Origin of the sequence: Ketobacter sp. GenoA1, from assembly GCF_003671475.1 — a bacterium.
Lineage (GTDB): Bacteria > Pseudomonadota > Gammaproteobacteria > Pseudomonadales > Ketobacteraceae > Ketobacter.
The window spans coordinates 519,531-542,290 of record NZ_RCHM01000023.1 but is presented as its reverse complement, the minus strand read 5'-3'; the positions used below and the strand labels follow the sequence as shown (position 1 = coordinate 542,290).

25 protein-coding genes and 1 pseudogene are annotated in these 22,760 nt (G+C 51.2%); 14 read left to right on the top strand and 12 right to left on the bottom strand.

Going from position 1 to position 22,760, the window contains the following annotated elements; all coding sequences use genetic code 11:
- Positions 1–143: 143 nt before the first annotated feature.
- Genes D9N13_RS11040 through D9N13_RS11030 form a run of 3 tightly spaced genes read right to left on the bottom strand, consistent with a single transcriptional unit; the run spans position 144 to position 2,564 of the window.
- Positions 144–767: a carboxymuconolactone decarboxylase family protein gene (locus tag D9N13_RS11040; protein WP_290589459.1), complete on the bottom strand. Its 624-nt coding sequence runs from the start codon at positions 765–767 to the stop codon at positions 144–146.
- Positions 760–1,824 (bottom strand): zinc-binding dehydrogenase, encoded by a 1,065-nt coding sequence (locus tag D9N13_RS11035; RefSeq protein ID WP_290589456.1) that lies wholly within the window; start codon positions 1,822–1,824, stop codon positions 760–762. The genes D9N13_RS11040 and D9N13_RS11035 overlap by 8 nt, the downstream gene beginning before the upstream one ends.
- Positions 1,821–2,564, bottom strand: coding sequence for a TetR/AcrR family transcriptional regulator (locus D9N13_RS11030; protein ID WP_290589453.1), 744 nt, complete (start codon positions 2,562–2,564; stop codon positions 1,821–1,823). The genes D9N13_RS11035 and D9N13_RS11030 overlap by 4 nt, the downstream gene beginning before the upstream one ends.
- 328 nt (positions 2,565–2,892) lie before the next feature.
- On the opposite strand from D9N13_RS11030, the gene D9N13_RS11025 reads away from it, so the two are divergent.
- Positions 2,893–3,849 (top strand): fumarylacetoacetate hydrolase family protein, encoded by a 957-nt coding sequence (locus D9N13_RS11025; protein ID WP_317622498.1) that lies wholly within the window; start codon positions 2,893–2,895, stop codon positions 3,847–3,849.
- Positions 3,850–4,017: 168 nt separating this feature from the next.
- Here the strand turns inward: D9N13_RS11025 and D9N13_RS11020 are convergent, their stop codons facing one another.
- The 5 genes from D9N13_RS11020 to D9N13_RS11000 are packed head-to-tail and all read right to left on the bottom strand — an operon-like array spanning position 4,018 to position 9,323.
- Positions 4,018–4,830 (bottom strand): CbbQ/NirQ/NorQ/GpvN family protein, encoded by an 813-nt coding sequence (locus D9N13_RS11020; RefSeq protein WP_290589448.1) that lies wholly within the window; start codon positions 4,828–4,830, stop codon positions 4,018–4,020.
- A gap of 46 nt (positions 4,831–4,876) precedes the next feature.
- The gene (locus tag D9N13_RS11015; protein ID WP_290589445.1) at positions 4,877–6,628 is read right to left on the bottom strand and encodes a nitric oxide reductase activation protein NorD; all 1,752 of its coding nucleotides are present in this window, start codon (positions 6,626–6,628) and stop codon (positions 4,877–4,879) included.
- 43 nt (positions 6,629–6,671) lie between these two features.
- Positions 6,672–7,535 carry an SDR family oxidoreductase gene (locus D9N13_RS11010; RefSeq protein WP_290589442.1) on the bottom strand — a complete coding sequence of 288 codons (864 nt, stop codon included), beginning with the start codon at positions 7,533–7,535 and terminating at the stop codon, positions 6,672–6,674.
- A 2-nt stretch (positions 7,536–7,537) separates the two neighbouring features.
- Positions 7,538–8,644, bottom strand: a complete 1,107-nt coding sequence (locus D9N13_RS11005; RefSeq protein WP_290589439.1) for a spirocyclase AveC family protein — start codon at positions 8,642–8,644, stop codon at positions 7,538–7,540.
- A gap of 28 nt (positions 8,645–8,672) precedes the next feature.
- Entirely contained in the window at positions 8,673–9,323 is a 651-nt protein-coding gene (locus D9N13_RS11000; protein ID WP_290589436.1) for a TetR/AcrR family transcriptional regulator, read from the bottom strand.
- Positions 9,324–9,925: 602 nt separating this feature from the next.
- Here D9N13_RS11000 and D9N13_RS10995 point away from each other — a divergent pair.
- The 7 genes and pseudogenes from D9N13_RS10995 (at position 9,926) to D9N13_RS10965 (ending at position 14,489) form a co-directional block, all read left to right on the top strand.
- Complete coding sequence (locus D9N13_RS10995; protein ID WP_290589433.1) at positions 9,926–10,624, top strand: hypothetical protein; 699 nt, start codon at positions 9,926–9,928, stop codon at positions 10,622–10,624.
- 27 nt (positions 10,625–10,651) lie between these two features.
- Positions 10,652–11,092: a hypothetical protein gene (locus D9N13_RS10990; RefSeq protein WP_290589431.1), complete on the top strand. Its 441-nt coding sequence runs from the start codon at positions 10,652–10,654 to the stop codon at positions 11,090–11,092.
- A gap of 35 nt (positions 11,093–11,127) precedes the next feature.
- The gene (locus tag D9N13_RS10985; protein ID WP_290589428.1) at positions 11,128–12,375 is read left to right on the top strand and encodes a cytochrome P450; all 1,248 of its coding nucleotides are present in this window, start codon (positions 11,128–11,130) and stop codon (positions 12,373–12,375) included.
- 34 nt (positions 12,376–12,409) lie between these two features.
- Positions 12,410–12,724, top strand: coding sequence for a hypothetical protein (locus D9N13_RS10980; protein WP_290589424.1), 315 nt, complete (start codon positions 12,410–12,412; stop codon positions 12,722–12,724).
- A gap of 208 nt (positions 12,725–12,932) precedes the next feature.
- Positions 12,933–13,056, top strand: a pseudogene (locus D9N13_RS24305) (hypothetical protein); the annotation flags it as partial.
- 319 nt (positions 13,057–13,375) lie between these two features.
- On the top strand, positions 13,376–13,729 hold the full coding sequence (locus tag D9N13_RS10970; RefSeq protein ID WP_290589419.1) for a hypothetical protein: 354 nt from the start codon (positions 13,376–13,378) through the stop codon (positions 13,727–13,729).
- Positions 13,671–14,489, top strand: coding sequence for an OmpP1/FadL family transporter (locus D9N13_RS10965; protein ID WP_290589416.1), 819 nt, complete (start codon positions 13,671–13,673; stop codon positions 14,487–14,489). The genes D9N13_RS10970 and D9N13_RS10965 overlap by 59 nt, the downstream gene beginning before the upstream one ends.
- Positions 14,490–14,542: 53 nt before the next feature.
- Here the strand turns inward: D9N13_RS10965 and prpF are convergent, their stop codons facing one another.
- The gene (gene prpF, locus D9N13_RS10960; RefSeq protein WP_290589413.1) at positions 14,543–15,709 is read right to left on the bottom strand and encodes a 2-methylaconitate cis-trans isomerase PrpF; all 1,167 of its coding nucleotides are present in this window, start codon (positions 15,707–15,709) and stop codon (positions 14,543–14,545) included.
- A 215-nt stretch (positions 15,710–15,924) separates the two neighbouring features.
- On the opposite strand from prpF, the gene D9N13_RS10955 reads away from it, so the two are divergent.
- The 3 genes from D9N13_RS10955 (at position 15,925) to D9N13_RS10945 (ending at position 17,898) form a co-directional block, all read left to right on the top strand.
- A complete protein-coding gene (locus D9N13_RS10955) occupies positions 15,925–16,536 on the top strand; it encodes a Crp/Fnr family transcriptional regulator (protein WP_290589411.1) in 612 nt (203 codons plus the stop codon).
- A gap of 104 nt (positions 16,537–16,640) precedes the next feature.
- Positions 16,641–17,084, top strand: coding sequence for a DMT family transporter (locus tag D9N13_RS10950; RefSeq protein WP_290589408.1), 444 nt, complete (start codon positions 16,641–16,643; stop codon positions 17,082–17,084).
- 4 nt (positions 17,085–17,088) lie between these two features.
- On the top strand, positions 17,089–17,898 hold the full coding sequence (locus D9N13_RS10945) for an arylamine N-acetyltransferase family protein (protein WP_290589405.1): 810 nt from the start codon (positions 17,089–17,091) through the stop codon (positions 17,896–17,898).
- Here the strand turns inward: D9N13_RS10945 and gorA are convergent.
- From gorA to D9N13_RS10930, 3 genes are all read right to left on the bottom strand, one after another.
- Positions 17,895–19,262 carry a glutathione-disulfide reductase gene (gene gorA, locus D9N13_RS10940; RefSeq protein WP_290589402.1) on the bottom strand — a complete coding sequence of 456 codons (1,368 nt, stop codon included), beginning with the start codon at positions 19,260–19,262 and terminating at the stop codon, positions 17,895–17,897. The two genes, D9N13_RS10945 and gorA, sit on opposite strands and share 4 nt — an antisense overlap.
- Positions 19,263–19,439: 177 nt before the next feature.
- A complete protein-coding gene (locus D9N13_RS10935; protein ID WP_290589399.1) occupies positions 19,440–20,075 on the bottom strand; it encodes an OmpA family protein in 636 nt (211 codons plus the stop codon).
- 135 nt (positions 20,076–20,210) lie between these two features.
- Positions 20,211–20,360 (bottom strand): hypothetical protein, encoded by a 150-nt coding sequence (locus tag D9N13_RS10930; RefSeq protein ID WP_290589396.1) that lies wholly within the window; start codon positions 20,358–20,360, stop codon positions 20,211–20,213.
- Positions 20,361–20,620: 260 nt separating this feature from the next.
- On the opposite strand from D9N13_RS10930, the gene D9N13_RS10925 reads away from it, so the two are divergent.
- The 3 genes from D9N13_RS10925 to D9N13_RS10915 are packed head-to-tail and all read left to right on the top strand — an operon-like array spanning position 20,621 to position 22,750.
- The gene (locus D9N13_RS10925) at positions 20,621–21,640 is read left to right on the top strand and encodes an NAD-dependent epimerase/dehydratase family protein (RefSeq protein ID WP_290589393.1); all 1,020 of its coding nucleotides are present in this window, start codon (positions 20,621–20,623) and stop codon (positions 21,638–21,640) included.
- A 22-nt stretch (positions 21,641–21,662) separates the two neighbouring features.
- A complete protein-coding gene (locus tag D9N13_RS10920) occupies positions 21,663–22,037 on the top strand; it encodes a CidA/LrgA family protein (protein WP_317622486.1) in 375 nt (124 codons plus the stop codon).
- Positions 22,034–22,750 (top strand): LrgB family protein, encoded by a 717-nt coding sequence (locus D9N13_RS10915; RefSeq protein WP_290589390.1) that lies wholly within the window; start codon positions 22,034–22,036, stop codon positions 22,748–22,750. Before D9N13_RS10920 ends, D9N13_RS10915 begins: the two co-directional genes overlap by 4 nt.
- The last annotated feature ends 10 nt before the right edge of the window (positions 22,751–22,760 follow it).

The window sequence follows — 22,760 nt, the reverse complement described above, 5'->3', positions numbered from 1 at the left end:
AAGGCCACGCACCCTGGAATCTCAATTTCGCACACGGTATTGCAATCGATACCCGAACCCCGTCGCATCCCTTATTGCTGGTTACTTCAAGAAAAGAATGATTGTTAGCACCGCTCTGGGTTTGGCATTGATGGAAGCCGCTTTCAATCGTGTATCGGAGCAGACGCCAAGATCTTTTCAAGATCCATGTCCAGCGGTAGGCCGGTGCTATTGAGCACGCCAGCGAGGCCTTCGTACTGACCGATCAGCATCAACACCTCAAGCAGGCGCGGCGTATCGTAGTGGTCTTCAAGCTCTGCCCAGGTCTGGTCGGTGACCATGCGCTGATGATGGAATTCGTCACAGGCGCGCATCAATGCCCGGAGGCGCGGCTCCCAACCGGGTGCGTCTGCTCCTTTGTGAACTCGCACAATATCTTCCACAGAAACGCCGGCACGAAGGCCGATGTCCACATGCTGGCCCCATTCATAGCGACAACGGCAATTCCAGGCTACGCGCAGTATGACCAATTCCGTATCCCGCCGCGGAATCTCGCCGTAGGGCATCAGCTTTCTGGCAAAACCAAGCCAGGCAACAAACAGGCGGAAATTACGCATCATCATTAGAAACAGGTTGGCTGCATTCACCTGGCCAATCCGAACCACCAGTGCACTGAACGTCCGATGACAAATATTCGATTCTGAATCCGACAGCGGCCCCAGCCGCATGGCGCCGGGGGATTTCCAACCCCCGGGAGGGGATATTTGGTCAATAAATTGTTTACTCAACGTTGATCACCACTTTTCCGTTCGCCTTGCCTTGCTCGCAGTATTCATGGGCGGTGATGATGTCAGTCAAAGAAAACGTGCGATCTATATGAGGTTGCAACCGCCCTTCTTCGATAAGGTAGCGCACGGTAGTCAACGCATCGACAGACGGCTTGAAGGTCGACCAGTAATAGCGCTGTATTCCATGCGCTCCGGCACGGCATTTTTGCTTTCGAAATTGTGAGAGATTACGAATGGCACCCCAAACCAAGCCAGATTCGTCAAACGTTTGCAAGATAGGATGAATGAGGGTGACGAATACCGCCTTGCCATCGCTTCGGAGAATACCCAGAGTTTTTTCTTCCAGGGGACCACCAACGGTTTCCAGAGCCACATCGAAACCTGAAAGCCGACGGCTGTAGTCTTCGCTGGTGTAATCAATCACCAGATCTGCACCCAGCGCGGCCACGGACTCCATATGAGCGGTGCTGCAGGTGGTGGCAACGTAAGCACCCCAGTACTTGAGCAGCTGAATCGCCAGTGCGCCGATGCCGCCGGATCCCCCCTGAACAAATACTTTTTTACCGCTACTGCTGCCTGGGCCCAGCCCTGCCTTTGTCACCAGCGCGTCCCACACTGTGCAGGTCACATAGGGGAGCGAGGCGGCCTGCTCAAAAGAAAACGGCTTTTCAGACTCAGGCAACTTCGGCATAGGGATAACATGCGCCGGGGTCGAAATGACATACTCAGCATAAGTGCCCTGGGCCTTGGGGCTCGGGACACCAAACACGGCGTCACCAGCCTGAAGCTCAGTAACCTTGGGCCCGACCTTTACCACCTCCCCTGCCACATCACGGCCCAGGATCAGAGGTAATTCAAAACCTCGCATTTTCGCAAGTAGCACGTGTCCGTAACCGCTGCGCATACGGCAATCGATGGGGTTGACCGAGGTTGCATGCTGGCGAATAAGCACTTCATTTGCGCGCGGCTCCGGAATTGTAACAGCCTCAATGTTGAGAACATCGGCAGCTGATCCATAACGGTGGATAACGACGCCTTTCATAACAGCGTGCTTCATGAGGGGCCTGCAACCGGCAGTGGAAGCCGCGCAATGTGTTGCGCCTGATCCCAGGGCAGCCCGAGATTGTAGAGCAACGAGGTGGCGGCCCGCTCGGGAAAGTCCCGGGTGGAAAAGCCGAGCTGCTCCAGAAAACCGGTCTGATCACGGGCATCCTCAAGATCAGCCGAGATGGCACCGAGAAACGCTGAACCCGCGGTGATGAATGTCATAAAAGGATCGGGTACCGTAAAGCGCCCCTTGGCGATGCCAATCTGAATGTCACGCAACAGCCTAACACCCAAACCCCGTGTCAGGGCCCGCGCTGAAAATCCCTCTCTTACCAGGAACTTTCCCCACAGCGGCTCGCGGCGCGCACGCAATATTCCATGGCGGAAACAGATCGAGATAACCTCGGCAGGATCTTCCACATCACCGACAATGCGCTCGAGGGCGTCGCCGAAATCTTCGAACAACGCATCCATCACCGCCAGGTAAATCGCCTCTTTGGAGGCAAAATGGTTGTAAAACGTGCCAAAGCCGACATCCGCCGCCTCGGTGATGTCGTTGATGGCAACAGCATCCATGCCTCGCTCAGCCATCAGTCGGAAAGCAGCATCCAGCAGCTTCTCACGTGTCAAACGCTTGCGCCTTTCACCACGGGGTTCGCGCTGGGTTGGTTCTGTCGATACCGGTGCTGATTCCGCCTGAGGTGATTCAGCGTCATTCGGAGCCTGTTTGGGGCGTTTGTGTTTGGTCATGGGGTGGAGGCTCCTAACTGATTTCATCGGGTAGGGTTGATGCTGAATGGGCCGATTATGGATTATTTGATCATAATTGACAATATCATCAGTTATGCGTACTTTGTCAGCATTTCTACCACAAGCGCTATTGACAGGAGCCAGCCCGACAATGAACGCCTCTGAAACCGATATTCAGCGCCGCCGTCTTCTCCAGGCAGGCGTGTCGATGGTGATGGTTGCCGGCAGTGGACTCGCGCTCACAGCTTGTGAGCCGTCGCCTGCACCCGTCGAAAAGCCCAAAGCTTCAACACTGTCTGCTTCAACTCTCAATAAGGAAATCCCGCTTATGTCGCTCAATATCGCACGCTTCGAATATCAAGGCCGTGTCCGGTGGGGGGTCATGCGTGGTAGCCAGATCACACCTGTTCCCGGCGAGTTTGCCACCACCGGTGACTTCATACGCGGCACTTCGTTGGCCGAGCTTGCCGCCCTGGAAGGCAATACACTTGAACAATCAGCAGTAAAGCTACTGTCGCCGGTGACGCAAAATCAGCAGTTCGTCTGTCAGGGTGCGAATTATCGCCAACACATGATTGAATCGGGAATGGATCCTGACGAGAAGACCTACAACATGATCTTCACCAAGGCATCCAGCTGCATTGTGGCGGCTGACAGTGACGTCATTAAACCGCGCATCGTGCAATTCCTCGATTACGAGATAGAGCTTGGCCTGGTGTTGCGCAAAGCGATCAAGGGTGCAGTAACGATTACCGATAAGAACCTGCACGAGTACGTAGCCGGTGCGGTGATCGTGAACGACTACTCCGCACGTGATGTCCAGATTCCGCAGATGCAATTCTATAAAGGCAAATCCTTCCGCACCTTTGGACCGGTCGGGCCCTGGCTCACGCTGCTGGATGCCTCCAGCATAACGGCTCTTAAAAACCTGCAGTTAAAGCTCACTGTGAATGGTGAAGTGCGGCAACAGGACAGTTCCGCAAACCTGGTGTTCGGGCCTGCGGAGACGCTTACTGAGCTCTCCACTGTCCAGGATTTTGAGGCCGGTGACCTGCTCGCCACCGGCACGCCCGCAGGTTGTGCGTTGTCAATACCCTCTCAGTTCAAGCAGAAGATCGGCGCATTGTTGCCGGAAAAGACAAAGTGGGATTTATTTTTAAAGGTGCAATCACAGCGCAAGCAATATCTTCGCAACGGTGACCTGGTTGAAGCCAGCATCCGCTCGGCGGATGGTAAAATCGACCTGGGAGTGCAGCGTAACCGCGTTGTGGTGGAGGCATTGTAATCTGCCCCAACTGAGTACTTACACGTATAGTTAGAATGCCGACAACAATAAACTCAAGTAGCCCCATTGGCAGAAGATTATTGGAGGGGTGAGCATAGCCAGGTTCACGAGCAATATAAATGCACCCTTGCTCCCCACCCAATCCAGACTTGAAAGCACATATTTTCTTTAATCCTGTAGGTACACTTCCACCATTTTTCTGAGTCCGTTACCCACCTGCATATCGTCCGTCAGTGGGCCCGCAATGGCTGCAAGTGCGGCGTCCCGCAATGACAAACCTTCTGCCATCAGTTGCCCGGCCGCAATGAGTACACGGGTGGATGCCACTTCCCTCAGCCCACCGGTTTCCAGGCGTCGTATCGCCTGCCCCAGTTTCACCAGTTTCGCCGCTTGTAGACTGCTGATCTTTGACTCTTTGGCAACGATCCCCTGTTCCACTTCCGGGGTTGGGTAATCAAATTCAATGGCGACCATGCGTTGACGGGTTGAATCTTTCAGGTCCTTCAATACGCTTTGGTAACCGGGATTATAGGAAACCACCAGGCAAAAACCCGGGGCTGCATCCAACGTAACACCAAGACGTTCAAGGGGTAACTGCCTGCGATAGTCCGATAAGGGATGCAACACCACGGTGGTATCCTTGCGAGCCTCCACCACTTCATCCAAGTAGCATATGGCACCCTCTCGCACCGCCCTGGTGAGCGGGCCATCTACCCATTCCGTAACGCCATCCTTGAGCAAATAGCGCCCCACAAGATCCGCGGTTGTCAGATCATCATGGCACGACACCGTTATAAGTGGACGATCCAATTCGTATGCCATGGCTTCAACAAATCGGGTTTTACCACACCCGGTAGGCCCCTTTAACAGAATAGACAGGCCCTGATTGTAAGCCGCGGTGAAAATTACCTTCTCATTTCCTACCGGAACGTAATAGGGAACTGAAAACTCTTTCTTTATGTTAGCATTTGTCATATTCATACGGTTTGGCCTTTCGTTATCCTGATCTCGCTGCCAAAAGCAGCCATTATGCAATGCGGCGTTGTGATTCTGCTGACTGCAGTGCTGATCGAAACAATCGTCCGATTTCTCGTCCCAACTGATTCGGGTGAGGAATGGTGGCATGGGCGGCACTGCCAAATACACGACGCAACGTTTCCGTTTCTGTATCAGCGCCCACACTAACGCACAGGCAACCAACACCATCGCGGCGAGCCTCCCCTAGCGCTTTCCTGACATCTGCCGCTGCATAGGCGGGCTCATACCCATGGTCATAGGCCAAGCCATCTGAAAGCACCAACAGTAATTTTCGCGTTGTACCACCATGATCAATCAGTTCGGTCGTCCCGTGGCGAATGGCTGCTCCCAGTCTGGAATAGGCTCCCGGTTTCAGACTGTACAAGCGGTTCATGACCTGACTATCCAGATTATCCTCAAAGCGTTTAACCGGCGCTAAATGCACGGCTCCTCTGCCCTGAGAATGGAAGGCGTAGAGCGCAACCCGATCACCCACTTCATAGAGCACGGTTATCAATTCTGCACCGACACTGCGCTGCTGTTCATGGACAGAGCGGCCACTGGTGCTGGCTTGGGATACAGATCCCGATATATCCAATAGAACCAGAACGGATAAATCACGACGATTACGTTGACTTTCTACATAACAGTACTCATCGGGAGCCGATCCCGCAGCTTGTTCCACCCAAGATTCAATGGCTGCATCCAGATCGATATCGTCACCCTGAATCTGACGATGAAACCGGTCCAGTCCCATTCCCAAACGGGTTATCGGTTTGCGCAAACCAATGCCGCTCAACCACTCCACATCCGCATGGGACTCAATCGGTGTATCGATTTCCTGTACGGTACACCAATCGAGGCGGTAACATTGTCTGTGGGTATCCCATTCGGGATAATGAATGCCTGCGTGCTTGCCGAAGGCATCCTCTATCGTCTCCGGCTGTGCCGAAGATCGAACGGCCTTGGCCCCTGCTCTGCTGCCGGTTCTGGACCAGTGGGTGGGCGCATCCGCACCCGGGGAACCTCCCCCTTTGACGTCTCGGACCATTTTGAACATCTTTTGCAGTAACTTACCAATTCCCCCACCGCCCCCTACCGGGCTGGAGAATTCGTGTGCATTGTCATCTTCGTGATCGTTAGCTTCATCCGATAACTCCTTCATCGGTTCGCTCTGTTGTGACCTTGGAGTATGCTTACCGGCCGAGGCAGAACCACCCTCCTGTGCAACTGCCGCGAGTATCTCACGTGGACAAATAGTACCAAATGATGCGGGTGCCAAACCGATGTCAGCCTTACTCAAGGCAATCTCCAGAGAATTATAGGAGGACTCTGAATCCGGAATGGAACGACTGTATTCTTCTACAGGGTAAGAAGGCGGAAGTAGATGAGACAATTCTTTTAACGCCCGCTTGCTTTCTAACGCAAGGTAACGATCAAGCAGTTTGGGTTTTCGTATAAAGTGCTTGATGATATCCCTGTCAAGACTCCCTGATGCTAACAAAGCACACTGTGAGCAGACTTGCCTTAACTGACATTTGAGATCGCCATCGCTGGTCACATAGACGATCTTGCCATCGGTCCATGCTGCACCCACTCGAGCTTCGTCATACTTCACCTCCAACGCTCTGCCGGCCAAAGCAGATGCCATCATGGACAAGCTGGCAATTGAATTGGAATGGTCAGCAACTTTACGCTGTTTCATAAGTAATGTTTCATAGGAAATCTTTCTTGGGCAATATTTCTTGGGTAATATTTTCATGCCTTATTATTATGTATTGGCTGCCTATGTTTAGGTTTTCGCACTAGGCATTTTTCAATGCATTTTGCGCCGGGAGTTTCATCGCTTTCCTTATGATTTTGTGAACCAAATTTCCCGGTAGTAAGCGTGCCATGATATACAGGCCCGCGGCATCCGGCCCAACTGTCCGTCGTCTAATGGGCGCATCGTCATCAATGGCAGCGGACAACGCCAGGGCAAACTTCTCCGGTGGAGCTGCATTCTTATCTACAAACTCGCGGCCGGTAGTGTGGATGCCTTCATAGACCTTTGCATAAGGGCCGTTGTGATCGCCATAATCCGGGGTTTGTTCAGTCAGAATCTCTGTTTTGAACGTTCCCGTCACCAATATGGTAACGCCCAGGCCAAAGGGTGCTATTTCCTGTGACATGGATTCAGCCCACCGCTCCAGGGCCCCCTTGGAAGCGGAATAGGTACTGATGCCCGGCATACCGCGAATACCTCCCTGACTGGATATCACTACGATGCGCCCACTTCCCTTTTTCCGCATCGCCGGCAATAGTGCTTTGGTCAGTTCAACCGGGCCAAAAAGATTGGTGGCGAACAACTGATGCCAAGCCTCCATCGGTGTTTCTTCCGCACTGCCTGCAGCAGCCAGCCCAGCATTGTGAACGATGACGTCCGGCGCCCCTACATGCTCTACTATGTCGGTGGCCGCTTGGGCGATTGAGGACGAATCCCCCAAATCCAGCTTAATACCAACAAGGCGTGGATCATCGACCGAGGCGCCGGTTGCTGCCCGTAAACGCTCCAGGCCAGCGTCAACCGAACGCATTGCGGCAACGATCCGCCATCCCTGCTTGTACAGATGTGCTGACGATGCCAAGCCCAGTCCCCTGGAGGCACCGGTTATAACGATAGTACGCATGATCAACTTTCCCCCACACATGCTGCATTCGGGTTTATTGGGTTGTTAGCAGGACGCCCTTCTGGCTGTCCTGTCATCCAGGTATTCCACAAACCTTCAAAGTATGGGCCAGGCTCTCCTTCCCGCTCATAGAAACCTTGTGGGTCATACACTTTTGCTTCGGGAAACGGATACGGGCAGGCAACAGCAGTGGCAATGCCCGATGCTCTGATAATTCCAAAGGCACCGCCATACATGAAATACGCTATATTGAGTATGCCGAACATAAGCAGAAACGTGGCCAGCCTGGGCCGTGAAGAAAGCAAACGGAGTTTCTGTGCCAACTTCTCTGCGACTGCCCGCCCGGTATCATCCCGGTAGCAAAGCACACCAGCCGGAATCATGACGAAGGTGACAAAGGTGGATTCCCAGATCAGAGGAAACTGAAAGGTTGTGCCGGGGAACAAGGAGCCCCAAGGAATAACCTGCGAATAGATATATAGCCCGGTTCGCACCAGCGTGACTTCAAGCAACATATCCATCACGAAGCCAATCACCAGAATCAGACCAGCCAGACTCCATAATGGATGGCGCCATACAAAAGCATCCATTGGCTTTTTCGCTTGTATCCGGCGCAGTATCCAGATCGCAGGAAAATACGGCCCAAAATAAAACATGCAGTAGCCAATAACAATAAAGGGCTCAACCGTGGGTGAGATACTGACATAGGGCCACCATTCAGGCAGATGCCACAGTTCGGGATTGTAGACCGCGTAGGGCGCCCAGTTCATGATCGGATCCTGCCATACAATAGCAGTAGAGGCGATGGCCATAAGCACACTCGGGTTGCCCGGATTTTTACGCCACGACATAACACACAACACAATGACAACCAGCATCGCAATCACTGTGAAATAGTTTGCCCAGTCTGCCCAATGAGGGTAGCCAAATAGAAAGTCAACAGGACGGGGCGCACCGGACACCGCTGGATTAGCCACTCTCTCCGAGGTTAATCCGGTGCGGAGAAAACTGGCGCACCACACCAGCGAAGCCAGCCCGACCAATCCCCAAAACCAAGCTATTGAGTTTTTGTAACGCGTTACCTGTATGGCACTGCTGTCACTGTCCATGGGCCTCTCCTTTTTGTTATTGGGGTTGTTATTTGTTTTTTATCCCCAGCAACCGGCGTGCAGAAGACAATGCTTCATCGCGGTGGCAAGCAACCTGATCCGGATCCAGGGGCTCAAACTGATTGGGTAATAGGGAAGACATGGCCGCCACATAAAATACGGTGTTGCCCAGAATGGCACTGGCAGCATGGAACGGATCATTATGCAATGGGGTTAGCTCACCGGATTCACGGCCCGCACGAAACAATTGAAAGAATTTTGTTGGAATCAGTTCGTTACCGATGAAGATACGCATAGCCGGCTGATCGATACCATCGGCAACAAACCGCATAATAAGGCGAGCAAGATTAGGCCGCGCCACAACCGAATCAACCCATGCCCCCACTGCAAGCTCAAGACGCTCGGATATACTGCGATCTGAGGAATCAATCAGTTTAACCAACGTTTCGGCCAATGAACTGAAAGAGTCTGCGATCATCTCGTCGTAGAGCATCTGTTTATCCTTGAAATAATAAAACAACGCAGCCCGAGTCATTCCCAACTCATCGGCAATATCCTCCAATCGGGTAGCTGCAAAACCCAGCCTGGCAAAATGGTTTTCAGCGGAATTAAGAATTGCCGCCTTCGTCTTTTGTGCTTTCTTCGGAGTTGCTTTCTTTGCTGCTGTCGATTTATCCATTGCTAACTTCTGATTCCGTCAATGAAGTCTTTGTCTCAGTTTGGTGATAAGGGATATTCACACACATTTTACTTACTCGCAAGTAGTTTTATTACTTGCGAGTAAGTATAAAACCTCGTAGAGTAAAATTGAAAATCAAGGACGGAGTGCCAAATACGCCTCCGCCAGCATTATTATCACCAATAAAATCAGAAGGTTAAGCAACTCAACCAAGCCATACTGAGGAGAATGACGCAATGTGGGATTTGATCTGGACTGAAATGGTCCGCCTGGGTTTGGCGTTCGGCGCCATCGGTCTGGTGATCTGGTTTTGGTATTGGCTGATGGACTCCCTGGGTACTTTCTAGATGCAGCGGGAAGCTCAGGCAAACCCTATTGAACGCAGCTGTACCCTGCTTGCTATAAGAAGCAAACCAATAAAAAAAACACAACAAGAAAACAGAAACCTAGTAGGTGACAAAAATGAGTAAAAATGAAATATCCGAACAGGATCGCCGCAGGAAGAAAGCCTTAATCGTTTTCCAGGTATTGTTGTATTCCTATTTGTTGGGACTCTTCCTGTTTCAACTACACCTTTATTCACTCAGTGACTGGTAAGCGCCATGGCATCAACAACATTTGGCGTTTATGACGCACATCAGGACAACAGTAAGCAGGCGCAATGGCGGGCTGACAAATGGATGATCGCCGGTACGCTTTTGATGGGTACCGGGGTGCTCGGTATTTTTGGACTGCCCCTTTTCTTTTACGGTTTGCATTTACAGATTCAGGCGGGTAAGGCCGGTCTTTCAGTACGCCCTTTGATTGTCACGTTGATTGGCTACCTGGTCATCATCGATTCCTCACTCAACAGCCTGGGATGGGCCATGGATTTGTTTGCCAACCATTCCCTTATCAATCGTGTGTTAACGGCAGGCTGGGGAGCCGTGTTCGATGGCGGTTATTTCTGGCATTACAACGAACTGACGGTGGGGCCGTACGCAGTGGGTGGGGCCGGAGCACCGGGGGAGAAAGGCTGGGAGATTTCTTTGATTTTGGGTTGCTTCTGCCCTCGCCTGGCGGCGGCTATTGGGTTATTACAAATGAAGCGTTGGGGGCAACAATGGCTCATCGTCACTTGCTGGATGGGGGTCATCGTGTGGATTGGTTACAACCTGAATATGACGTTCTATGCGGATGTCCGTTACGCCAATATTACATTCCCGGTTTGGGGCTGGTGGATCTATGACATCTTCTACATTACGCCATTTCTGTCCCTTCCGTACCTGCATACGGTGAATCGCGAAATATTCACTGACTGATTCAGGCCCATTCCATAGGTGAAACACATGAACAAAAATGAAGAAAAGGATTTACCGCTGGGCACTACAGGTCACTTTGCCAATATGCATAAGTGGTTGCAAAGGGCCTTGTTTGTATGCCTGGTTGCATTGGTTCTTGAAGCATCTTTCAGTTTACCCGGGTTATTGGTTTGGTTCGGCTGGCCAACCCTGAGCATGACCGAGGTGTGCGATGAGCTAATGAAAGTACGCTGGTCTGATGACAACGCGGAATGCCTTGTGCCCCATCCCCTCTATGGAGCGAATGAAGGTGAAGGGCGCACCACCGGGCCAAACGCAACCGCCCAAGACCAATGGGGTATTCAACCCCGCCCTGAATACAAGCGAATCGGCTTTCGGGATCTGGTTAAATTTCGGGATGACCGGCTGCTGCGAGAAGCTGAAGCCAAAGCACAGGCTGAGTTGATTTATCGGACCGCTGGTTCATAAACAGATCCCAACCATAAGTAACTTGAGGATACCCCATGGATAACCCGTATATTGGAAAAATGAAGCGACCGGATCACGTACCGGAGAATTTGGTTTTTGAATTCGATTACAACAACGATCCAGGCTACTGCAATGACCCACACGTTAGAGCTGCAGAATTGCTGATAGAAGCACCGGCGATATTCTGGACGCCATACAATGGCGGACACTGGATGTTTATGTCCCATGATGCAGTTACAGAAGCGATGACGGATTATAAAAAATTCTCCAGTGAGCATTTCTCACCGGAGGCGTTTGAGGCAATGATGTCTGAGTTGCCTGAAGAAGAAAGAATCCCCGCACCTGTACCTATCTGCATAGACCCTCCCCTGCACTCGAAGCTGCGGGCTCCTTTATTTGCCACCTTCTCGCCAAAATCGGTTGCCGCTATGGAACCTAAAATTCGGGCACTGGCTGGGCGCCTCGTGGACAACATAGCCAATAAAGGGCGATGTGAATTTCAGCATGATGTATCGGATGTTTACCCAGTTGAAATATTCCTTTCCATGTTTGGTTTGCCGGTCGAGAAAGAGCGCGAATATCGGGAACTAGCTAAAAAGCACCTTTCTGTAATTTCACCTGATTTGTCTGAAAATATGCTGATGATGAAGGCCATTGCTGATGTGCTTCGGGAAACAATTATCGATCGAAAAGATAACCCACAGGATGACATCATCAGCATGCTCTGGTCACTGAAACTCGAAGATGACGACATGAATCTCGAGATGATGTTGAGTTATTGCGTAATTCTATTCATTGCCGGTCTGGACACGGTTGTCAACGCACTCGGGTTTGGCGTTCGGCATCTGGCCAGCGACAGTCAGTTACAACAGGAACTAAGGGAATGCCCCGAATTAATCCCCAATGCTGTCGAAGAACTACTGCGTCGATATTCATTTGTAGCCCCTATCCGTATGGTGAAGTCCGACACCGAATTTCGGGGTATCAAGCTGGCACAGGGAGAACGGATCATGATGTTTATCCCTGGTGCCAGTATCGATGAAAATGTCTGCACTAATGCTCAGGATTTTAACCTGCACCGTGGAAAAACCAACCACCTGGCATTCGGTGCAGGCCCCCATCATTGCCTGGGAGCCCATCTAGCGCGCATGGAACTCAAAATCATGTACGAAACCATTCTGAATAAGCTACCGGAATTCCGGTTGGATCCGGATAACCCACCTGCCTTTCATGGCAGCATCATTGCCGGACCAACCAGCATACATCTCGTGTGGGATGTTTGAACTTTACTAACCCATACCAACACCGGAGAAAAAAATGGTTACCCAAGAAGAAATCGTAGGCAAATGGAGCGTCATCATACATGGTCCAACCGGCCCCCAAGAAACCACGTTAGAACTTGTGTCTGATAACGGAATACTATCCGGAACACAATCGGCCATGGGTCAGGTTGAAGTGGCAACGGATTTGACGTTTGACGCCGAAAGCGGCGAATTGGCCTGGGTTAATAAAATAAAAAAGCCGCTACCTATTACTTTGAAATTCTGTGGTGTTGTAGAAGGTGGAAACATTAGCGGTAAAGTAAACGCTGCGATCATGGGGGCATTTCCATTTACAGCAGTTAAAGCCTGAAATAGTAGGGTAGATCAAAAAATGGTTGGCGTGACGTTCATGCCGACCGTTATAAACGATAATCTACGTAACGATAGAAGAAAAAAACATGAATAAACTTTATACCCAACGCAAGGACCGGGGGGGTTCATCACGCATTGTGCTTACACCTTTAGGCGTGATGTTTCTGTGTTTTTCTCAATCCACAATGGCATCATTTACCGATAGTATAACGATCGGTAGCCCGAAAGCACTGTCACTTGGACACGCGGTGACGGCTGATCCGCCAGATATCGATTCTATTCATTTTAATCCAGCCGGCCTGACACAGCTAAAGGGCCGGCAAATGTTTATAAAAGGAATCGTCGGCTTGTTCACCACCGAAATGGAACTGGGTGGTTACGGTGATTATATGAATGATCTGATTAAGGAGTATAAACGTCAATATGCTGCCTACGAGGACGAAGACGGCAACCTTAGCTACGGCAGGAGCCCCTGGGATGAGTATGTCTATAATGAGACGCTGAATACCCACAGTGAATCCGAAGGCGGCCCTACATTAATGTTGCCAGGAGGCATGGTCGATATGCCTATTGGTGCAGGCATAGCCGGCGGTGCATCCTATAACCCGTCGGGAAGCAAATTTACATTTGGAACAACGTGTATGCCCCCATGATGAACGGCATGCACGTGGCACCTGATGATCCGGGTAGGTTCGCACAGGAACGAGCCGCTTTCACTCTGATCACCTACTTCTCGCCTACCGTCGCTTACCAAGTATCAGAAGAACTGTCCTTAGGTCTTTCCATTAATTTTAATTATTCGGGAATGGGCCTGGAACTGCCAATACATGAACCCCACGAAGCGATATTTTTCCTGGGTTCTCCCTTTATCCAGACAACATTCTGTAACCCCAATGGCACGCCCAAACAGGTCGGTGACAACAATCTGGGGCTTGAACCTTGGTATGCTTTGGAAACCTCAACCCTGGCTATCACTTGGTTTATCCTACAACTCCGCCGTTAACGTTGAAATGGATGGTGAGTTTGAGTTTCCCATCTATGATCCATTCAAACAGTTCCTGTATAACTTTCACAGTAGTGATGTATTAGAGGCCGTGGGAACACTGATTGGAAACTTTGGTCTTCAACTTCCCACAGGAGAAGATATCGCGAATGATGCAAGGGGCCCACTTACTGTTTCATACGAAATACCGCAACGTTGGAACGCTGGTATTAACCTTCAAGTCACTCCTAAGTGGAAATGGAACCTTGATGTCAGATGGACCGAGTGGTCCGCTTTCAGCCAGATCTATCTGGATTTTGGTGTGGACGTGCCCTTATTAATGTGGGGAAACATCGCTGATTTAGTGGGTACTGGAGGGAAAAATGGTATTTCGCCTAACTCAGTGGATTATCAGATCAGCTTAAGAGATGTAACGTACTGGGGTACTGGAATCGAATATCAGTGGAGCGATCAACTTGTATTGCGCGCCGGCTACGAAGATCGGCCTTCAGCTGTCGCTGAAGACGCACCCAATGCATTGATACCCCTGAACGACGCTACATTGATGTCCATCGGGTTTGGTTGGGATCTTCCAGAAGACCGCCACATCGATTTTGCAATAGGTCACTTGATATCAGAGACACATTTTCCGCCTTGTTCGGCGCAATTGGGTAATGGTTGCGATCCTGCTAATGTGGTTTATCCATCCTATGCCGGTCAGGATATAAAAACAAAGGTGGAAGTCCTGATTTTCGAGTTCGGATTTCAGCAACATTTTTAGCCATCAATCCTAGTGCCCGTGCAAACCGCGCACACCGTGGCAATCATCTGGATTCAGCTTAGCCTCACCCAGCCTTCCATCAATACCCGCGCACTACGAATCATTAGTACTCTGCTGATACACCACTGCCCTCCTATATTACTGGCCTCTGCGCCAACCCGCAGCGTTCCTGAGGGGTGGCCTATTGTGATGGAATCACCGACGTTACCACCGGCTGCCTGATTGACCAGTGTGCCGGGAATGACAGCAGCGGATGCAGCCGCTACCGCTGCGGTGCCCATCATGGCGTGGTGCAACTTACCCATGGAAACCGCGCGCAGCAACAGGTCAATAGAATCCTTGTTCACTTCCTTTCCACCCGCAGCTCTGTAGGATTGTGGCGGGGCAATAAAGCCAATTTTGGGTGTATGCTGCCTTAAAGACGCTTGATCCAACGTTTCGATTAACCCCATTTTTAGTGCCGCCACCCGGCGTAGCGTTTCCAGCAACGCCAGTGTGCGGCTATCACCATTAATGTCACTCTGTGATTCCGTTCCGGTCAAGCCAAGTGCTGCGGCCGCTACAAACACCATGGGAATCCCCGCATTGATCAACGTGGATTTTATCTGCCCCACCCCGGGAACCTCCAAATCATCCATGAGGTTGCCGGTCGGCAACAGGCGGTCAGACGAATCTACAGGGTTCAAAAACTCAATCTGAATTGGCGCTGAGGGAAAGGTGACACCGTCCAGTTCAAACGTTCCGTTTTCCTGCACCACTCCACCACTGACGGGCACTCTGGCAACAATGGTCTTGCGGATGTTTTTCTGCCAGATACGAACCGTAGCCACCCCATCCTGTGGAACCCGATCCGACTTCATCAATCCGTTACTGATGGCAAAAGGCCCCACAGCCGCCGTCAGATTACCGCAGTTCCCTGACCAATCCACCATGGGCTTATCTATGGCCACCTGACCAAACTCATAATCCACATCATGATCCGGCTGTTCGCTCTTACTGATAATAACCGCTTTACTGGTACTGGAGCTGCCGCCTCCCATACCATCAATCTGCTGTCCGTAGGGATCCGGGCTACCCAGCACTCTCAGCAACATTCTGTCACGATACTCACCCGGCACCTGAGCCGGTACAGGAAGATCCTGTAATAGAAAAAAAACACCTTTACTGGTGCCTCCCCGCATCAAAGTAGCAGGAACGTTCATCTGTTGTGGGTAGTCCATGGCTCGGTATATCCTGATCAATGTGAACAACGATCCATTATACTGGTTTTATCCGTTGATCATTCTGCTGATTGTGATCCAATACAATGATGACCGCCTCCGCTTGACTACCGCCTCCTGTTAGCTGGGGCTAAGGTAGCGCCAGATGGGTTATTGCGAATTACTTTGACTTTGAACTATGTTAGAAATATGCGTCTGAATCGAGAACAAGGCCCATGAAGACCAATTTGCAAACGCTGGCGTTAGCAGCACTGAAAGCAGCAATGTCAGACTACTACCCACTACAGCCTGAAACCTGGCAGGGCCTGCAGGCAATCTGCCATCTGCGCTCTTTGGATCAGGGGCAGATTCTCTATCCCGTCGGGGCCGCACCCACTGGTTTTGCTTTCGTTTATCAGGGCTTGCTCCGCAATTACACAACAGATGAGAAAGGCCACGAATACAACAAGATGTTTTTTGATGAAGGCACGTTTCCCGGTTCAATGGCCGCCTTACTGCGGGAAACCCCTTCATTGTTTACCGTCGAGGCGCTGGAACCCAGTCTGGTGCTGGAAATCGAGTTTAAACCCTTTCGTAAGCTGTTACATGAACATCATGATTTAGCCTTGTTTCAAGTACACTATCTTGAGAAAAACTGGTTGCTGGCCAAGGAACCCCGGGAGGTAGCCCTGGTGCAGCAAAGCGCGCGCCTTCGCTATGAGAAATTCATCGAAGACTATCCTGCCCTGGCCCGGCGGCTGCCGCAGTACTTGATTGCATCCCATCTGGGCATTACACCCACCCAGTTGAGCCGAATTAAAAAAAATCTACTCAATCAACCTATGTAAATGTCAGCCTCGGCAAAAAACACTAATCTGACTGTGCTCTTTATTGCCAACGGAGACACGATCATGTCATTGACGATGAATACCTTATTGATGAGGATTGCAGGATGAATCTACCCGCACTGCTTGCTTTACTGGCCGGCGCCGCCATTGCCACTCAGGCCAGCATGAACGCCCGGCTTGGCGTACTGTTGGACAGCTCCATGTGGGCCACCGCAATCGTGTTTGGGGTAAGCTTTGTGGCGATGTTGATGATGGCCCTTGCCAGCTCACTGCAAACCCCCGACTGGAGCGGAGCGATCAACATCCCTATCTATCTCTGGTTTTCCGGCGGCTTGCTGGCGGCAACCGGGGTAGGCTTGTTTTATTATCTGATACCACGGATGGGCCTGGGCCCAATGATGAGTTACGCACTGACCGGGCAGCTGATCATTGCCATTATATCCAGCCACTATGGCTGGTTCGAGCTTCCCATCAAACCCATTACCTTGAGCCGGTCGACAGGGGTAATCGCCCTCATTGTCGGCATCGTTCTGATTAACAAGGATTAACTGCATGATTCCACTGACGGACTATTTCCAGCGCATTGGTTATGAGCAAAGCCCAGAGGTTGATCTGGCCACCCTGAAATCACTGCATTCCCTCCATCCGGCCAGCGTTGCCTTTGAAAACATAGACGTATTGTTGGATTCCGGAATCAATCTGGACATGTCTCAGATCTGTAACAAGCTGATCTACGGAGGCCGTGGAGGTTACTGCTTCGAGCAGAATAATCTTTTTATGGCAGTACTGCGACGTATTGGATTTGAGGTGGAGCCACTGATGGCACGAGTACTTTGGCAAACGCCCAGCGGCGCGCCTGCGAACCCCAGAACTCACATGGTATTGCGCACCCTGATCGAAGGCACACCGTGGTTGGTGGATGTGGGCTTCGGCGGCCTGGTGTTAACGACGCCTCTGCAGTTTGTGCCGGATCTGGTGCAGACCACCCATCACGAAACGTTCCGGCTCAAAGAATTCAACGACGGCTATATTCTGGAAGTGTTGCTGGCGGGACAATGGCAGCCGGTCTACCACCTGGGCGCCGAAGTACAGCAACCCATCGACATAGAAGTGGCCAACTGGTACACCTCCACCCATCCCAACTCAAAATTCAGACAAAACCTATTGGCGGCCAGGGCCACCAAAGAAACCCGGTACACCCTGCTCAACAACCATTTTACCGTGCGCCACAGCGGTCAGGAGCCCGAGCGACAAACCCTGAACACAGACGAACTGGTCACGGTGCTGAGGGAGTCGTTTCTGCTGCCGGTACAGGCAGACTGGCGCCACGTTCTGCACAAAATTGTAAACGGTGCAACCTAATCTGAAATCGTCTCTACAGGGGTTCTCATGGTGACGAACTCCTCTGCGCTGGTCGGATGAATGCCAATGGTCTGGTCAAACTGGGCTTTGGTTGCCCCCATACCAACCGCAATGCCAATGCCCTGAATAATCTCACCGGCATCCGGCCCTACCATGTGTGCCCCCAGCACACGATCTGATTTTGCATCCACCACCAGCTTCATCAAACTCCGCTCTTTTTCTGTTTTGAAGCTGTATTTCATCGGTGCAAACGCTGATCTGAATATTTTCACATCATACCCTTGCGCGCGGGCATCCTGCTCACTTAACCCCACCGTGCCGATGGGCGGTTGGGTAAAAACCGCAGTGGGAATAGCGTCATAATGGACGGGTGGACTGCCGCTGCCAAACAGATAATTGGCCAGATACATGCCTTCCGCCAGCGCGACCGGTGTTAACTGTACACGATCAGTAACATCGCCCACTGCATAAATCGAATCCTGGTTGGTCTGATAATGTTCATTAACCTGTATCGCACCATCGCCATTCACCACAACCTTAGTATTTTCAAGGCCCAAACCATCCACTTTTGGCTTTCTGCCCGTGGCATAAAGAATCAGGTTATAGGTGGTGGTATGGGCACTGGAATCTGTCACCTCGAAGGTCTGCTCACCGCGCTTGTTGATCGAGGTAACATCATGGTTGAATAAAATATTCAAACCCTTCTTGACCAGCTCATCCCGCAGGTGCTGACGTATGTCCTGATCAAATCCGCGCAGGAAGAGATCACGGCGGTAACTGAGCGTGGTCTCCACACCCAGGTTATGAAGAATACAGGCCAACTCTATGGCGATGTAACCGCCACCCACCACCAGCGCCCGATCGGGCAAACTGGGCAGATCAAAAAATTCGTTGGAGGTAATAGAATGTTCAATGCCGGGAATATCAGGCTTGAAGGGCCAGCCACCCGTTGCGATCAGAATGTGTTTCGCGGTAATGGTTTTGCCTGCAACCACCACACTATTCGGCCCAGAGACAGTGGCACGGGATTCCATAACATCGCATCCGGCATTGCTCAACAGATTGCGATAAATACCATTGAGACGGTTTATTTCCTTGACCTTGTTTTCACGCAGCACCTGCCAGTCAAACTGCGCGTCATTGACCGACCAACCAAAGGATGGTGCCAGCTCGATATCCTCGCGCATGTGGGATCCATAGACATACAGCTTTTTGGGAACACACCCTACGTTGACGCAGGTGCCCCCCATGTATCGCTCTTCTGCTACCGCTACCCTCGCCCCCATGCCTGCCGACATTCGGGCACAACGAACACCGCCGGACCCGGCACCAATCACAAACAAGTCATAATCATAGGTTGACACTGTGGCACTCCTTCAACACTTTGCTTTCGATAGTATGGTAAAGACTCGGTATCCGCAAAGTTGTTTCACCCCGGTGCTTCCATTGGGTTAGGTAATCAAACAAAAAAGGGAGCCATCGGGCTCCCTTTCTAGCGAACAACAATTTACAACCAGCCGATATTGAACAGGCCGGTCTGCCTAGATCTGATTGAGGATCTCGATCTCGACCCGGCGATTGGCTGCCCGACCTTCCACGGTGGAATTCGATGCTATGGGATAGCGCGGGCCATAGCCATTGGAATGCAAACGGCTGGAGGCAACGCCTTTACTCACCAGATAATCCTTAACACTGGCAGCGCGACGCTCGGACAAGGTTTGATTGTATTCAAAACTCCCTGTGCTGTCGGTGTGTCCTGTAACTCGTATAGCCGTTTTACTATATTCTTTGAGCACGATGGCAACGCTGTCCAGGGTGTCGTAAAAACTCGGCAGTAACTGGTATTCATCGCTTGGAAAACTGACGTTACCAGGCATGTTCAATTTAATGCCGCCGTTTTCCAAGCGGGTTACGCTGACGCCGGTGCCTTCCAGTTTCTGGCGGAGCAGTTTTTCCTGGTAGTCGAAGTAATAGCCGGCGCCACCGCCAATGGCCGCACCAATGGCCGCGCCTTTGGCACGGTCTTTCTTGCTGGATACGGCTGCACCCACTACCGCGCCCGCTGCGGCACCAATAGCTGTATTACTCACCTTTTGTTCACCGGTGTAAGGATCAATGGTACACCCGCTAAGCGCTATGGACGCAAATACCGATGCCGCTAAAATGGTTCTTTTCATTACTTTCTCCTGCCTGCTCAATTCAAATCAATGGCGAAATGATGAGGCATTTTAACTGAATAACCACTGAACGAAAGGAAACAAAAAAGGCGAAGTGTGAAATCCTTCGCCTTTCGCTACCGATCTACCAACAAATTATGAACTGGCGCGCCGATCATCGCCTGTGCGACGCTCCGCATTAGCCTTTGCTTCCTCTACCGTCTCATCCTTGCGGCGATCCCGTCCCTTGCGCTCCTCGAGGAAATGCTCAATCTTGTGATAGATCTCTTTTGATTTCGGATCCATAACTGCCACTCCTGAAAATGGTCCTGGTTAATTTCCACTGTGCTGATTCACAACACAATCAAACATAATCAACTACAAGTATAGACAGGCCTTAAACAACTTGTATGTTATCTCGGTCTTTTCTTATATTAATTAGCAATATGACTAATAACCTATTTCTATATTAAGTGTGATTCATATCACATAATTTTTGAAAAAGCCCTTAACGAACTCATTTAATGGTACTATTGTGCCACTTATAAAGGTAATTTCGTCAACAAATGAGACAGATTCTTATAACCGGTTCGTTCGGGTTTGTGGGCAGCCGTCTTGCAGCGCATTTTCTCCGGGCGGGATGCCAGGTGCGTCTGCTTGACCTGCCCAACCACCCTCACAAGCAAGTGCAACTGGCCTGGCTAAGGGAATTTGGCGACCCTGACCTGATTGAAACCGATATCTGCGATGCCGGGCGGGTAACTGACGCCGTAAGGGGCTGCGATGACGTCATCCACGTGGCGGCCTTACTCAACTCCATCGCTCCGTACCAACAATTCCACAGGGTGAATGTACTGGGCACCCAAACAGTGTGTCAGGCCTGTCTGTCCGTGCAGTCCGCGCCTCATTTGACCCTGGTGAGTACTTCGGATGTGTTTGGTATACCGCGGCCCGGTGAGGTCATCACGGAAGACTCGCCATTCAGAACCTGGGACGAGCCCTACGCCGACACCAAAATCGAGGCGGCACGCCATGTCAGGATGCTGCGCTCCGAAGGCAAGCTCAGTGCATCCATTGTCTATCCAGGCTGGGTTTATGGCCCGGGCGACCGGCAATTTTTTCCCGCTGTAATCGATATGGTCAAAAGTGGCGTGGTGTTTACCTGGCATCGCTCAGCCGCGCTGGAAATCTATCTGATTCACATTGATGACCTGATCGCCGGCGTTCAGAAAATCATGGATCACCGCCATCAGCCCTGTCAGGATTTTTTGATTCTGGACAGCCAGACGGGCATGACCACAGTGGATCTATACAATGAAATCGCCCATTATTACGCTAAAACCATCAAGCAAGTTCACTTACCCTACAACCTGATGATGACGCTGGCAAAAGCCACCCAAACCCTTGCCCGCTACCGGTTATTACCTGCGCCACTGCTGTCCACCACTGATGTAAAAGCCTTTGGGAACGAGTTCCGCTTTTCCACTGAACGGGCTGCCCGTCTGCTTGACTGGAGGCCGGCAGTGGAACCCCGCCAGGGAATTAGCGAAGCCCTGCAATGGCAATCCAATAATTTCCCCCGCTGAAGATATGATATTCTAAGCCGAAATGTATTGGTTCGGAATATCAGAAATGCTTGTTGGGCTGCTTTACTTAATTCTGTTTCAACTGTTTGGCCACATGATGGTGGTTGCCTTCGGCCTCCCTATCCCGTCTCCGGTCTTGGGGTTGGTTTTTTTGTTTATCTTTCTGCTGATCAAAGGACATATCCCTGAATCCCTGTTAACGGTGTCGTCGGTGTTGCTGCCACTGCTGCCTTTGTTCCTGATTCCGGCCAGCGCAGGCATCATCGAACACGGGCCACTGCTAGAAAAAGATGGCCTTGCCATCGCCGTTGCGCTGCTCGTAAGTCTGACCGCATCCATTTTGATAACACCCTATTTGTTCATTTTTTTCACCCGACTTTTGCGTAAGCAATCATGATGGAGTTGCTAACGCCTGTTACCGGATTTCCCCTGTTCGGTGTGCTCATTACTATTGCGGCATTCTATGCAGGGCAAAAACTATATCTGAAAAGTAATCGCCACCCGGTGCTGCAGCCGGTGGTGATTGGAATGGTTGTAGTGGTGGGAACGGTCATTGTACTGCAGGTACCGTATGAAACTTACTACCAGTCCTCTTACCTGCTGCATGCTATGCTCGGCCCCGCCACGGTGGCGCTGGCTATCCCGCTATTTCAGAATGCCAGGCGCATTCGCTCGCTGCTGCTGCCGATTCTGCTGACCGTGCTGGTGGGTGGCACCTTTACTGTTTTGTTGGCGGTGGGCATTTTATGGTTGCTCGGTGCCGACACAGCCACGTTGCTTTCCATGCCCACCAAATCCATTACCACCCCTATCGCCATGATCGTCACTGAACAGATCGGTGGCATCCCTGCACTGAGTGCCATGTTTGTGCTGCTGACCGGAGCCATTGGCGCGATGATCGGCATCCCAATGATGAACAGAATGGGTATTCAAGATGACGGTGTTAAAGGGTTTACCATGGGCCTGACAGCCCATGCATTGGGAACAGCCCGCGCCCTGGAAGAAAGCAAAGAATGCGGCGCATTTTCGGCACTGGCCATGAGCCTCACCGGTGTACTTACCGCCGTATTACTGCCGTTGATAATGCAGTGGATACATCAGGGGCTGTAACCGGGTCGGC